The 14,609-nt window shown below is 56.1% G+C and carries 9 protein-coding genes; 2 read left to right on the top strand and 7 right to left on the bottom strand.

Annotation, left to right across the window (positions count from 1 at the left end):
* Window positions 1-2 precede the first annotated feature (2 nt).
* From Fuma_RS12765 to Fuma_RS12780, 4 genes are all read right to left on the bottom strand, one after another.
* A complete protein-coding gene (locus tag Fuma_RS12765) occupies window positions 3-3,068 on the bottom strand; it encodes a DUF1553 domain-containing protein (protein WP_158520962.1) in 3,066 nt (1,021 codons plus the stop codon).
* Between the two features lie 71 nt (window positions 3,069-3,139).
* Window positions 3,140-4,597, bottom strand: a complete 1,458-nt coding sequence (locus Fuma_RS12770) for a DUF1501 domain-containing protein (RefSeq protein ID WP_077024483.1) — start codon at window positions 4,595-4,597, stop codon at window positions 3,140-3,142.
* A gap of 187 nt (window positions 4,598-4,784) precedes the next feature.
* Entirely contained in the window at window positions 4,785-7,538 is a 2,754-nt protein-coding gene (locus Fuma_RS12775; RefSeq protein WP_077024484.1) for a PSD1 and planctomycete cytochrome C domain-containing protein, read from the bottom strand.
* The gene (locus Fuma_RS12780) at window positions 7,535-8,236 is read right to left on the bottom strand and encodes a FadR/GntR family transcriptional regulator (protein ID WP_077024485.1); all 702 of its coding nucleotides are present in this window, start codon (window positions 8,234-8,236) and stop codon (window positions 7,535-7,537) included. The genes Fuma_RS12775 and Fuma_RS12780 overlap by 4 nt, the downstream gene beginning before the upstream one ends.
* A 764-nt stretch (window positions 8,237-9,000) precedes the next feature.
* Between Fuma_RS12780 and Fuma_RS12790 the strand changes: the two genes are divergently transcribed.
* On the top strand, window positions 9,001-9,984 hold the full coding sequence (locus tag Fuma_RS12790; protein ID WP_077024487.1) for a DUF6268 family outer membrane beta-barrel protein: 984 nt from the start codon (window positions 9,001-9,003) through the stop codon (window positions 9,982-9,984).
* 129 nt (window positions 9,985-10,113) lie between these two features.
* Window positions 10,114-11,364 carry a PQQ-binding-like beta-propeller repeat protein gene (locus tag Fuma_RS12795; protein ID WP_077024488.1) on the top strand — a complete coding sequence of 417 codons (1,251 nt, stop codon included), beginning with the start codon at window positions 10,114-10,116 and terminating at the stop codon, window positions 11,362-11,364.
* Between the two features lie 230 nt (window positions 11,365-11,594).
* On the opposite strand, the gene Fuma_RS12800 is transcribed toward Fuma_RS12795, so the two are convergent.
* The 3 genes from Fuma_RS12800 to Fuma_RS12810 all read right to left on the bottom strand — a co-directional run bounded on the left by Fuma_RS12800 (window position 11,595) and on the right by Fuma_RS12810 (window position 14,549).
* Window positions 11,595-12,383, bottom strand: a complete 789-nt coding sequence (locus tag Fuma_RS12800) for an Fpg/Nei family DNA glycosylase (protein WP_077024489.1) — start codon at window positions 12,381-12,383, stop codon at window positions 11,595-11,597.
* Between the two features lie 206 nt (window positions 12,384-12,589).
* Window positions 12,590-13,561: a SelL-related redox protein gene (locus Fuma_RS34170; protein ID WP_083732007.1), complete on the bottom strand. Its 972-nt coding sequence runs from the start codon at window positions 13,559-13,561 to the stop codon at window positions 12,590-12,592.
* Between the two features lie 100 nt (window positions 13,562-13,661).
* Complete coding sequence (locus Fuma_RS12810) at window positions 13,662-14,549, bottom strand: sigma-70 family RNA polymerase sigma factor (RefSeq protein ID WP_077024490.1); 888 nt, start codon at window positions 14,547-14,549, stop codon at window positions 13,662-13,664.
* Between the last annotated feature and the right edge of the window lie 60 nt (window positions 14,550-14,609).

A 14,609-nucleotide genomic window follows, 5' to 3' on the forward strand; every position in this document is an offset into this window, starting at 1 on the left:
AGCTAATCGACGTAGACGAACTCATTAGAGTTCAGCAGGGATCGGCACAGGGCAAACACACCTTGTTTCTCGACAAAGGAAACTGACAGATGCTCTTCCTGTTCCGACGGAAGTCGTCCATAAGATCGCTGAAACGCCTGACGCACCTGGTCAATCGGATTCGCGCCGACTTCGCTTTCGATTCGCTGAGCGAAATACTGGGATTGCCTGAGCATGAAGTCGTTGTTGTAGAGCGCAAGTGATTGCAGCGGCGTTGTGGTTGTTAGACGTTTTGCTGTCAGGTTGGCCGGGTCGGGGCAATCCAGCGTCGTCAAAAAACGATCGGGTGTGGTCCGCACGATGTAGCGGTAAATGCTGCGTCGCCACAATGGTGGCTCGTCCGCGGTGACGTACCGATAGATTGGTGCGTACGCGTCTTCATATGTGAAGTCCTCAAAGCCCGGCCCGCCGCGTTCCGAATTCAGCTTGCCACTGACGTGCAACACCGCGTCGCGAATCGCTTCCGCTTCGAGACGGCGTGGGTTCTGTCGCCAAAGCAGCCGATTGTCCGCATCGATCTGCGCGGGATGAATCTGCTGCTGTGCCCCATCGCTGTCGGGCGATTCGAGTGGCCCGGGCGAAAGCTGCGCCTTGCTTGATTGCCGGTATGTCTGACTCGTCAAAATCATCCGGTGCATCGCCTTCAACGACCAATCGTGTTGCTGAAGTTGACTCGCAAGCCAGTCGAGCAGTTCGGGGTGCGAAGGTCGGTCGCCGCCGTAGCCGAAGTCGCTGGGAGTGCTTACGATTCCCTGCCCGAAGTGCCAATGCCACAAACGATTAACCATCACTCGCGGCGTGAGCGGATTGTCTGGATGAGTGATCCACTTCGCCAACGCCGCGCGTCGTTCGCCTTCGCTGGTGTCGGTTTCTCCGAGTGAAGGGTTCAACATCTTCAGCGACCTGAGTGCCGCAGGTGCCAACGGTTCACCGTCCGGCGATTCCGCGTCGCCACGCACCAATAGATACACCGGTGAGACCTTCTCGTCACCAACGACCCCGTAAAACTTCGGCGGCGTTCCGATATCGGCGAGCCGCTCGTGTGCGGAAGTTCGCTGTTTCTGAAGTTGTGTTAAACGCAGACCGTCTTCTTCGCTAAGCGGCACCGGTGCAACGGGCTTCAGTTTGGGATCACCAAATCCGATCTGGTCATGACTGTAGCCGTTGCCTCCGTCGGTGGCGACGAGCGTCAGAAACCTGGCATCACCCGGCACTGGCAGGTCGATGTCCTGTAGGCCCATGTCACGTGTCAGCTTGGGGAACTCAGCAACCAGTTTCCCATCCAGAAACACCCACGCATCCGCGCGGTGCCCGCCGACTGCACCGAAGTAACCGAGTTTCGCGGTGAAACGCATTTCGGTTTGGTGGCTCGCACTGCGAATCGCATCGAGATCAAACGTGATGCCTGCGTTAGCGTGCAGTCCCAACAGGCTGTGGCCGTCTTTGGTGAAGTCGATGCCTCCGAGTTCAGGTGAGTGCTGGCTGGCGACCGGGCCATTCCGAATCATATCCCATGCGGCACCCGACGTTTTGGGCAGCCCCGTCACGGTGATCCCCGTGGAACTGACGGGGATGCTCGCCTTCCCAGCTTCGCCGTCGGGAATGAACACCCCGTCAATGAACTCGGACTTTGTCTTCACAAATTGATTGGTGACCACATTTCCCAACGCCCCAAAATCGCGTGTCTGGATGACTCCAGTCCGCGCATCGATCCCGTTTCGGAAAGTCCCGTTGCCCAGGCCGTTACCGCCTCCGACCATATCGGCCAGATCAAGCCCCGCGCCTTCGAGCTTACCGATCTCAAAATCGATCGACTGCAGCTTCGCCGTTAGATCCGCTTTAGTCGCCTCGTATCGTTTCATTGCGGCGTCGCTGACGACGCGATCTTCACGTTTGACGCCCGCGAACACGGCTCGCAGTTGGAAATATTCCTGCTGCGAGATCGGATCGAGCTTATGGTCGTGACACCGGCAGCAGTTGATGGTGGTCGCCATGGTTGAGGTCATTACCTGCGTCGCGATGTCGTCCAGATCGAGCGACCGAGCGGAGCGTCGGAGTTCATCGCTTTTGGTTTCCACCTGACCGACGTAGTCCCAGGGCCCCGCCGCCAGAAAGCCCGTCGCAATCACAGCCTGGTCGTCGTCGGGCCAAAGCACGTCGCCCGCAATCTGTTCCTGCAGGAATCGGTCGTACGGTTTGTCATCGTTGAAGGACTTGATGACGTAGTCGCGATATCGCCATGCGTTGTCGCGGCGTTTGTCGCGTTCAAACCCATGCGTGTCAGCGTAGTGAGCCAGGTCCAGCCAATGTCGTGCAAAGCGTTCTCCATAGTGCGGCGAGTCCAGCATGCGATCGACCAGATTCGCATAGGCGGCGGGATCCGAATCGTTGACGAACGCGTCAACATCTTCGGGCGTGGGGGGCAGCCCCCACAAATCGAACGAAAGCCGCCGAATGAGTGTCCGACGGTCCGCCTGAGGACTCAGCGTCAGCCCCTTTTTATCCAACCTTGCGACAATGAAATCGTCGATCGTGTTGCGGCTATCATTTTCTGCCTGCGAAACGGCAAGAGGTTGCAACGACCACCACGACGTGTCGGCTTTGGACTTTTCTTTGATGACAACATCACTCGGCCATTCCGCACCTTGCTTGATCCATCGCCGCAATAAAGCCACTTGTTTCGGTGACAGCGGATCCGCCTTCTGTGGCATGGCAGGCGGCTCATCATTGTGTGACGTGACCAATTCAATCAGATAGCTGCCGTCAGGATCGCCCGCGATGACATATTCATTCGCCTTCAGGTCGTTGACAGTACCCAGTGACACATCGCCCTTTTTATTCTCCGGCGAGTGGCACTTCACACAATGTTGCTGAAAGATCGGAGCGATCTGCTGCTTGAAATCAACTGCATCTTCAGCCGTCACGGCACCAAACGAAACCAACAGCCAGACGCAACATACCAAAGTAGGACGCCCCTTCCGGGGCGTCACTGGATAAGCCGCCAACGACGTTGCGATCTTGTGAGCCACCGCGCATTTCTGAGCGGTGCGTGTCATCATCGCCCGGAAGGGCCGTGCTACAAGGGAGAAATTGCTGCCACTCACGCAAGCACCTCTTTGATCAAATGTCCGTGGACGTCTGTGAGACGGCGTTCAAATCCGTTGTGATAATACGTCAGTCGCTCGTGATTCAGGCCCAGCAGATGCAGGATCGTCGCGTGAAAATCATACACCGTGGCGACATCCTCAACGGCCTTGTAACTGAACTCATCCGTGGCGCCATAAGTAAATGGTGCTTTCACGCCAGCTCCCATCACCCACGCCGTGAACCCGTCGGGATTGTGATCGCGTCCGCTGGCTCCCTTCTGAAACGTCGGCATGCGACCGAACTCAGTCATCCACACGACCAGCGTGTTTTTCAACAGACCACGTCGCTTCATGTCACGCAGCAACGCCGCGCAAGGTTGGTCCAGCACAGGACCATGCTTGCTGTACTGCTCAACAATCTGCTTGTGCCCGTCCCAGTTGCTGACTCCTTCGCCGCCGGTCTGGTAGGCTCCATTGAACAGTTGCACAAAGCGGACGCCCTTCTCGATCAGCCGCCTGGCAAGAATGCAGTTCTTAGCAAACTGAGCCTTCAACACATTCTGTGAGTCATCGGCTCCGTACTCTTTGAGGATGCTCTGCGGTTCGCTGGACAAGTCCGTCACTTCGGGAACACTTAACTGCATCCGGGCGGCGAGTTGGTAGCTTGAAATTCTCGCGGCCAGTTCGCTGTCGCCTTCGAAGCGTTCCAGGTGACGCCGGTTCAAACGTTCCAGAAAACTGCGAGTCGCCCGGTCCGTCTTCGCACTCACGCCTGCGGGAACATCAAGGTTGCCGAGGGGTTTAGTCGCATTGAATTCCGTTCCCTGAAACGCTGCCGGCAGGAACCCGGGCCCCCAATTGTTGACGCTCGATTGAGGCGTACCACGAGGATCGGAGATCGCCACATAAGCGGGCAGGTTTTCGTTCTCCGTTCCCAATGCCCACGTCGCCCACGCGCCCATGCTGGGGAATCCGTCGAGCGTGTAGCCGGTGGACATGAAATTCTCGCCCGGTCCATGCGTATTCGTCTTGCCGGTCAATGAATGGATGAAACACATGTCATCTGCCAGTTCGCCTAGCTGAGGAACGAGTTCCGAAACCATCTTTCCCGATTCGCCGCGCGGTTTGAATTCCCAGGGACTCCTGGTCAGCATGCCCTGCTCGCCCTGGAACGTGACAAGATTCTCAGCTCCCGGCATCGCCTGCCCATGCCGCTTGGTCAGTTCCGGTTTGTAGTCGAAGGTGTCGACCTGGCTGCATGCGCCCGCGCAAAAGATGACCAGTATATTCTTTGCGGCGGGCTCGTGGTGAGGCTTGCGCGGGGCAAAGGGATGTTCGGGATCTATGTTAGGACGAATCGGTGCTGAGTCCGCCAGCAGGTTTTGTTGTTGCAGCATGCTTGCCAGGGCAATGCTGCTCAAACCTGATGCCGAGTTAGAGAGGAAGCTTCGTCGATTGAGAAATGGATGCATGGTCGCTCTCATGTAGGACGGCCTTTTCAGACCGTCTATTACGCTCTCGACGGCCTGGAAAGGCCGTCCTGTCATTTGCTAGACCAAATTACCTTTTGTTGTGCACGGTAGTGGCTCGTGGGAAACACACATCGTAGGACGAAACGCCTTCTCCGCGGCCACAAGTCAGCGTGAAACGCTGTAACGACTAAGGGATGAACACGAGCTCATTCGCATTCAGCATTGCCCTGGCAAACTGCCGCAGACCTTCCTGCTGAATGAATGCCTTGCTGTCCTCGATTTCTTCTGCAGTTGCGGGCCGCTGAAAACACAGCAGCCACGCTCTTTTGATGCGGTCAGAGACGGTGGCACCTTCACGTTCCAGCCGTGTCGCAAACAGATCCGCTTGCTGCATGATGAAGCCACTGTTGAGTAAATTCAAAGCTTGTAACGGCGTCGTGGAACGACTGCGTTTTGGAACCACCATGCTGGCGTCGGGACAATCAAAAGCACCGAAGACGTGCTCACGTTCCTGTCGCACCTTTGTCATATAAATCATCCGTCGCCAGTCCTTCGGCCCGTAAGCCTTCTTCGGATAGTAATGGCGGACATTTTCCATCTCGACCTCAAATGCATCGAACCCCGGACCACCGGCATTCTGCAGATCCAGTACACCTGTGATCGCCAAAATCGAATCGCGAATCGGTTCCGCTTCCAGTCGTCGAGTCGGAAATCGCCACAGCAGTCGCGACGCGGCGTCAACGCGCATCGCGGCCTCGTCAGGCTGGCTGTCCTGCCGCCATGTTTTCGACATCAGGATTAGCCGATGAATGTGCTTCAGCGACCAGTCGTTCTGGATCAATTCGCTCGCCAACCAGTCGAGCAACTCAGGATGGCTCGGCGCAGTCCCGTTCCGTCCGAAGTCACTGGGCGTGTCGACGATCCCGGTCCCGAAGTGGAACTGCCAAATGCGATTGACAATCACGCGAGCCGTCAGCGGGTTGGTGTTGCTGGCAATCCAATCGGCCAGTGCGAGTCGACGCTTCTGCTCCGGCGCGTCGGGGGCGAGATTCAATGAAGTGAAGACTTCGATCGCATCGGGGCCGACTTGTTCTCGTTTCGCATCCGGCTCACCGCGATAAAGCCGATGCGTTGGACCGGGTTGTGCGAAGGTCCCCGCGTAGACCAGTGTCGACTTTTCCAGTGCTGCTTTCTCACGGCGTGCGGCCTGCAATCGTGCGAGCCACTTCTTGCCTTGTTCGGCTTCCTGCTGGGCGAAGCCGTCAAAGTCATAGTTTTCGTCAGACGGCGTTTCGGCGCGAAATGGTTTCCGATCAGACGACGATGCAATTGGATTCCACTGACCGGCTTCGATCGCCGATTCGATGTGGTAACCGATCGGCAGACGATCCTTGTAGTTTCCTTGGCGGTCTCGCCCCCAGACAATGCGGTCGATAACCGCCGGTTCAGCGAATTCAATCTGCACCCAGCCGCCTGACGCTGCTCGAACTATCCAACTGCGTTCGTTCCCGTATTCCCCATCGTTGATCTGTGACAGCTTGTGCTTTGGATGCACGAAATCACCTGACGACGTGGCGCTCGCCCCGCCCTCAGCCAACGCGACGTTGCGTTCACCGGAAAAGATTTCCAGTTCGTCAATGCAGCCTTCCCCGCCGGTTGTCTTGTCGATCGTGAAGCGAACGAAGCGAGCCTCGTGCGGAGCAAAGGTCTCGACATTCTGTTGAAAGTTGACCGCGACTCGTTTGCCCGCGTCTTCTTTCGGAATAAACCGTTTCAGCCTGCTAAGGAGCTTGGTGATCTCAGCGTTCAGGCCAGCCAAAGGTTGTTGCTGCTCCTGAGAAGGAGGTAGTGGGCGATCACCGTGCTGCACGCCGGCGAAGACGGCCTGCAACGCGTAGTAGTCGCGCTGGCTGATCGGGTCGAACTTGTGATTGTGGCATCGCGCGCACCCGGTGGTCAGCCCCAGCATCGCCGTGCCCGTTGTGTTGATGAAGTCGTCCAGTTCGTTCATCCGCTGCACCTGCTGCAGCTTTGCGTCACTGCCTTTGACCTGATCCACCGGACCTGCGACGAGAAATCCAGTCGCCACGTCGGCTCCCAATGCGTCACCGGCAATCTGCTGGCGGAGGAACTCATCATAGGGCATGTCGTCGTTGAATGACTGAATGACCCAGTCGCGATAGTGCCACGCGGTCGGCCGTTCACGATTCATTTCGAAACCATGAGTTTCACCAAACCGAACCAGATCCAGCCACAACGACGCGATTCGTTCCCCGTAGTGTTTGCTCGCCAGAATTTCTTCGACGAGTTTCTCCCATGCGTTCTCGCGATCATCGCTTACGAACGCATCGACCTGCTCAGGCGTCGGCGGGATTCCTAACATCACCAGATGCAACCGCCGAATTAGAACGCGACGATCGGCTTCGCGGGAAAAAGCTAGATCGTTTTCCGCCAGTTTGCTTTGAATGAAGAAATCGACGCTACCGGATTCCGCTCGTGTGATGGGCTGGAAGGACCAATGAGTCAGCTTCGTCTTTTCCTTCGCGGGGCCGTAGCTTTCGGGAGTGTGTGCTCCCCCTGTGATCCACCGTTCAATCAGACTGACTTCTTCATCCGAAAGTCGCTCATCCGCATCCGGCGGCATTTCCATCCCCGGTTCTTTGTGGCGAATCAGCTTCATCAAGTAACTTCGGTCCGGCTCGCGCGGCACGACTGCCGGTTCGCCCGAGTTACCGCCTGATAGCATCACGGACAAGCGGTCCAGTCGAAATTGACTCTCTTGTTCATCCGGCCCGTGACAATCGATGCAGTGTTGCTGCAGGATCGGTTCTATCTGTTTGGTGAAGTCAACGGCACCATCGTCAGCGGTGGCACAACGACTGCCGGGAAGTGCAAAGCCACTCAAAAGAGACACGGCAAGAAGAACTCGAAACAGCGTCATGCCGATTCTCCTTTCTTCAGACGAGTGAGAATGACTTCCATGTGTTCTCGCATCGCCCGTTCGGCGGCGTCTGCGTCGTGAGCTTTGATGGCAGCGACGATATCGCGATGTAGGCGACGTCCCAACTTGTTCTCTCGGGGTGACGGCGTGGTCTGTGCCATTTGCGCGACGACGAATTCGTAGATCACTTCCATCATGTTCTGCATCAGCGGATTTCCCGCGATGTCGATCAGCTTGCGATGGAAACGAAAGTCAACTTGCAGCAATTCTGGATATGGCAGATCGTCGTTATTCAGTTCCTCAAGCAGCGCCGTAAGGTCTGAAACGTCGGTTTCCGTCGCGAGTTCCGCCGCCTGGCGTACCGCCTGCACTTCGATCCCCGTCCGCAATTCCGCATAGGATCGGAGTTCCTGAGGCGAGATGGTCACGGCCGATTTCAACAGCCGCACGCAGTTGGCCAGGCTGGTCCGATTTCCCACGAACGTACCGCGACCACGCTGAATATCCACCAGCCCCATGCTCTGCAGTCGCGCAAGCGCTTCGCGTAGCACCGACCGACTCACCTTAAGCTGACCCACCAAAGCATGCTCACCAGGCAGCCGTTCACCCGCCGACATGTTCTGTTCTTTGATGACCCGAGCAATCCGTTCGACCACCAGGTCAGCTGTCGTTTGTTGCTCAATAGCTTCGATTCGCATGCATTCTTCTCGGAATCTACAGATGTCGTCCTGTCCACATGTCTGACAAGTTACCGTGGCGAATTGAAGATTGCAAACCGACGAGACACGTTGTGAAGCATTAGAGGCCAGCGTGTTCGTCAGCTGGTGGCCAGCTTCGGTTTCAATCAGACAGTCCGGAGATTTTGATCCGAGTCAAGTTGCAATAGGCATCCGCATGAACCACATGGCACCAACCGGCTACAGCGGCTTTGATCTGTACATTGCCCCGATTTCGAAGCAGTTGTATTTCAGTACAAGAATGTTCAAGAGCATAGCGAAGGAATGCAGAGTGACCCTTTTCACCGGTTCAAAAACCAATACCAATTCATGCTGGACTTGCCTCTGTAAAACAGCGTCAAGTCGGTGCAGATCGGAGTCACAGCAGGACCAACAGTCACTTTGCTCGCCCCCTGCGAACATGAGGGGCGAATTGCTGTTGACGGTACATCGGTCACTCAAGGCGGATGTGCTGCACGCCGTGTCGTTCAATATCTCCGGATTACCACGTGGCCCGCGTCTGAAGATCCACGAACGCCTACTTCCGCCGGAACTCCTCTGCGCAACATCTGTCAGATTGTCGGCAGAATTGGCGTGTCTGGTAACTACCTATCCGCACGCAAACCGGAAAGGACACCGTTTTTGAGTTGAAAACGGCGGTTGCCCATGAGCGGCGGTCTACACTGCTACCGCGAGGTTGTCAGTGTGTGGCTGATGCCAGGAAGAACCGGCGGACGAACCAAAACGTGATTCGATCTGGACTAATTACGCTGCTGTTTTCGTTGAGTATTGCTCAGGCACAGCAATCGGTGCATGTGGTTGAAGATGGTTGTGCGCCGACTGATTTGTTCGCTCAAGCTACTGAGCAGCCTCTTCGCCGATTCAAGAAGCAGGCGATTCAGAGTGTGTCGGTGTCCGGCGGGTGGCTCGGTGCCACTGGTGACAATGACTTGAGCAGCAGCTTTTTCGAAACATCGATCGGTCTCGGTGTTCCGTTGGGCCTCATCGCAAGTAAGTTCGGCGGCTCAGACCAGCAAGCGTTCAGTCACCAGACAGCGCAACCATCGAACGGTGCTCCGAACATTCTTGGCATAACTCCTTCGTTTCGTGTCGACTTCATCGACGCCGCGTCTGGAATTGACGTTCCCGACGAACTGTTCGAAACGGGAGTGAACTTTTTCTACCGCAAACCGATTAATGATCGCTGGAGCTTCATGACGATTGCTCGACCTTCTGTTCGCAGCGACTTCACAACCAGCGATGAAGCGTTTCGCATCTTTGGTCTGGGTTTGTTGAACTGGGACTATAAGCCGGATGTCTTGTCGCTTTCGTTCGGTGCTGTTTATCTTGATCGAGCCGACTTGCCATTGCTGCCCGCCGTCGGTCTCACCTGGACTCCGAAGCCGACAACCAAGCTTGACCTCAGGTTTCCCCAATCCAAACTCGCATTTCGTCTCGCCAAAGACGGCGGAAACAGTGAGACGTGGAGCTATGTCTCCGCCGGGATTGGTGGGAACACGTGGGCTGTCACTCGATCGTCCGGGCTGACTGATGAACTTTCGTTGCGAGACTTAAGGTTAACGCTGGGCATCGATCACCTCACCGATGGCGGCGGTGGCTGGTTTGCTGAACTTGGCTACGCCTTCAACCGTCGCATCGAGTACGAATCTACAGATACTGAAATCGATCTTAGCGACGGCGTGCTGCTGCGGGGTGGTTGGCGGTATTAATTTCGCGGCGTGTGTTTTCGCAATGCGCGGCTCAGTTCCAGCAGAATGCAGGTAGTCAGGCGGAAACTCACGACTACAACCGACCGAATCTGACTCGAATTCTGTTCAGCCTCGCTCGGAGAAACTGTCGTGAAACTAGCCGCTACGCTGCTCTTGCTACTTCCGCTTGCTTCGTTCGCCGAGGATGCGGATTCATGGCCTCAGTGGCGAGGCCCCAACCGCGATTGCCAACTTTCGCCCAGAGCGTGGCCGGCGAGTCTTTCGGCAGATCGTCTAAAGCGGACGTTTCGCGTGCCTCTGGGCAGCAGTTACTCGGGGCCGATTGTGGCCAACGACCGTGTCTTCGTGACGGAGACCGTCGACAAGACGGAAATCGTGCGAGCATTGGATCGTGCGACCGGTAGCGAAATCTGGAAGGTGCAGTGGCCGGGCTCCATGACCGTTCCATTCTTTGCGGCGGCAAATGGCAGCTGGATTCGATCAACACCAGCGCACGCAGACGGTCGGCTGTTTGTGGCGAGCATGGAAGACGTCATGGTCGGGCTGGACGCTGCTGACGGGCGTGAAATCTGGCGGAAGGACTTTCGCAAAGAATTTGGCACCAAGAATCAGTCCTTTGGATTCGCCTGTTCGCCACTTGTCGATGAAGGCCACGTATACGTGCAGACAGCAGGCGGTTTGGTAAAGCTGTCGGGTGAAACAGGAGAAGTCGTCTGGCGATCACTCGAAGAACGCGGCGGGATGATGGCAGGCGCCTTCTCGTCGCCCATCATTGCTGAGATCGCAGCAGTGCGACAGCTGGTAGTCCAGACCCGATCTAAGCTGGCAGGCGTTTCACTCGACAGCGGTCAGGAACTCTGGTCGGTCCCCGTGCCCGCGTTCCGCGGCATGAACATTCTGACGCCCACGGTGATCGGCGATCAGATATTCACCAGCAGCTATGGTGGCGGGTCAATCATGTTTCGGGTTTCTCGCGACGGTGACGCGTTTACAGCGGCAGCGCTGTGGAAAGGGAAGAACGAAGCGTACATGTCATCGCCAGTGGTCGTGGACGGTTACATTTATCTGCATCTGCGCAATCAGCGAGTGATCTGCGTGGACCCATGCAGCGGGAAGGCGTTGTGGACGACCAAGCCGTTCGGGAAATACTGGAGCATGGTGGTTAATGGCAGCAACGTCTTGGCGCTGGATGAGCGTGGCGACCTGCTGCTGCTGGATCTGAACACGAAGGAATTTGTCCGAGTGGATTCGCGGCACGTAAGTGATTCGTCCACGTGGGCTCACCTTGCAGTTGTCGGTAATCAGGTCTTTGTACGAGAACTGAATGGCCTGCTGGCGTTTGAATGGAACCTTGAAAAATCTGAGGTCACCGCGAAGTAGATCGTGCGGTTGCGTCACTGGGTTGCTTGCCCTGGAAGCGTCGACCAGGAAGGTGGCATGCTCAGCTTGCACCCTCGCCCAACGCACAGCTTGTGCACATGCGTGGATTGTTTGGCGGCACTGCTACATGTACTTGTGGCGTCGAACGTTAAGACTTGGGCAGCCAAAGAGTTGAGGTTTGGCCCGTGTTCAACGCGATTTTCAATTAGCAAACGTTGGCCCGCATTCGATCACTTCACCTGGCACATTAGACAAGCGAACACGTTTCTTGCAGCCAGCTTCCATGATTGGATCGGAGCGTCACAGCGAGTGCAAAATTTCTTCTTGTAGATCAGCAGGCGTTCTTCGCGGTTCATGCGGCTGCGAGGCTTACCGACCTGCTTTGGGTCGGCAACGATAATGCGGTTGTAGCGTTTCCCGATCTTCAACAGGTCGACGATCAATTGCCAAAGCTGGTCGAATTCGGTTCGTGATAACGTGTTGCTCTTGCGTTCGGGGTGAATGTTCATCAGATGCAGCACCTCTGACCGATACACGTTGCCGACGCCTGCAATCACACTTTGATTCATCAGGATCGTGCCAATCGGGGAGCGACTGCGGCTGATTTTGTCCCACGCGTTTTCTGGATTCGCGTCGTATCTCAGCGGATCGACGCCTAACCGATCCAGCAGCTTTTTCACCTCCAGCTTAGTCAGTAACTCACACGCGGTCGGACCATTCAGGTCGAAGGCGCTGTCGTCGCCGATCACGCGCAGCCTCACCTGACCTCGCGGTTCGGGTGGTGGCGATTTGTGCCGGCGAAACTTCCCATACAGACCAAGGTGGATGTGCAGGGTTTTGCCACTCCAGTCATACAGCAAATGTTTGCCGTAAGCGTCCACGTTCGCGAGCTGACGTCCGTTCAGCACTTTCGCTCCGGTTGCGAATCGACCCTGCGGTGAAGACACGAGTAGCGTCTGGCCAGCGAAGTCGCGGTTGTGATCATCCGCAAGTCGATGAATTGTGTGACCTTCAGGCACGGATACCTCATTCGATTTTTCACAGCGAATCTCGCTGACTTGTGGCCGCGGAACAGCCGGTTGGGATTATGGAGGCTGTTTCCCACGAGCCCGAACCGTCCACAACAAAGTGGAAACTGCTCCAGTCGAGTAACCTCAGCCTTCAACGCCACGTTGATAGGCGGATGACCTCAGTGGTCAATTCAGGTGGTGCGAGTCAGCAGTGTTCAGCTTGCAAGGGCTGGTTCGCGGACCTCAATTTTTCGGGCGAGTGCCGCATAGTCGGGGCGGTCGGAAGAAATTTCGTGACGAAAGCCACCGAGGATCTGCCTGCAGTGATAGAGGTAGACTCCGGGCATCTGAAAACTGTTGCCCCGGACGGCACCAATGCCGTGGCCGCCGAGCACACCTGCGACGAAACCCCGGAACCACACGCGCAGACCAAACAGCTGAGAAAACCCACCCAGGTCAAGGCCGAACTGGCGGTAAAGCCGACTCTGTGGGTCAGAGATACGCGGCACGTCATTGAGGCCATACTTCTGAAAAAACTGTTGGTCGCTTTCGTCATTGCCCCCCAGGTGAACCAGCACGATGCCGCATCCCGCTGCGGTGATTTCTTTGCGTTGAGCCGCAACATCAGCAAGAGTCTGCCGACAAAATGTGCAGCCAGCGTGACGCAAAAAGACCACCAACTGTGGCTTCGCATCGGCCAGGTCATCCAGCCGTTCTCCCGTGTTGGCTCGAAGCTCTTTCAACGGATCGTCCGCTTCCGGGGTCTCGTACGCGGAATCCGTTGCGTGACAATACCTCATTGCGCCCCAGAGGATCATCGCGAAGGGGATCCACCAGATGAGATCGTTCGTTACTATCGTCCACCCCAGTGACGTCGGTAGCGAACCGTCTGCCATCGCCGCCGCAAATCCGACGGGGCCAAGAACCTTCCCAAGTAATCCGACCAGCGTCATAGGCCAATGTTGGTACGGTGCGCGAGCCGCAATCAAATATCCCACGCCATAGACACCGACGATCATTCCGATGCATTGCCAGAACTTCATGGCCGTTGTTTCAGACTGTATGCCCAACCAACCTAGCATATGAACGGGAAGCATGATCGCCGTTGCGCCCCATGCCAGATTGTAGAAGCCAGCAAGGATCAGAACGTATTTCATCCACTGCTTTGGATGGTAACTGGTATTCATTGATTCTCTCCGCACAACCCGTGGCCGCTGAACTGGTACAAATGCGGTTTCATGCCTGCATTTATAAGTTGAGGCCCGTTGGTCGGCACGCAATTTGATTTCACTTGTCTGTGTCGGGGCCGAATGTGGATGCCAGTGGCTGAGCGACTTCGGCCAGTTTTTCGAGACTCTGCTGAATCAACTGGCGAACGCGTTCCTTGCTAAGCCCGGCCACCTCAGCAATTTCTCGAAGCGTTTTCCCCTTGCCGGTGCCATCGAGGCCGAATCTCGCTCGAACGATGAATCTCTCTCGTTCGTCTAACGCGTGATCGAAACTGGCAACAATCAACTCAATGGCTTCGTTCACGTCTTGTTCGGTCGGCTCATCCGGGTCAGGAGTGTCTGTTGCCGCGCCAGAAATGGCGTCAGAATTTGCGTTCACACGGTAGCTTTGTTTCTGATTTCGCTCGGCATACCGAAACAGATGACGCTGAATCGCGTGGGTCTCATAAGTACTGAAGCGGTACCCGCGCGAGTAGTCGAATTTGTCGATCGCTTTCAGCAGTATCGTGTAAGCTTCCGCTTGATAGTCCTCAAAATCGTTCGGTGACTTAGCGAGCTTCCGGGCAATCGAAGTCGCCAAGCGAAGATTAGCGCAGGCGACTTGCTGCTGAGACTCGGTGGCCTCAGCCAGCAGCCGATCGATTTCTTTCTGTGTTTTCCGGTCGGAGCGCTTTCCCGTCAGAGTCGCCTGCAGTGCTGATGCGCGAAATCGCAGGAAGTTGAACCGCTTGAACAAAAACTGCTCGCCTTCGAATGTGAGCAACCGACTGTCTTCGATTGCGTTCAGCAAAGTCTCGGCGACCGTCTTCTGATCAGGCGATACGAGCCGATCATCTTCATCGACGTAAAGCGCACCATCGATCTCGTCGAAGTCCGGTTCGGACATCGACTGAAATTGATCGTTGGGAATAAAACTGATTTCCTCAGGAGCCAACTTGGCCTCCACCGATGCAGAAGTTCAAACACCCTGCTTCCTTATGTATGTGGCAATTCGAGTATGTCGTCG

Source organism: Fuerstiella marisgermanici (assembly GCF_001983935.1).
GTDB lineage: Bacteria > Planctomycetota > Planctomycetia > Planctomycetales > Planctomycetaceae > Fuerstiella > Fuerstiella marisgermanici.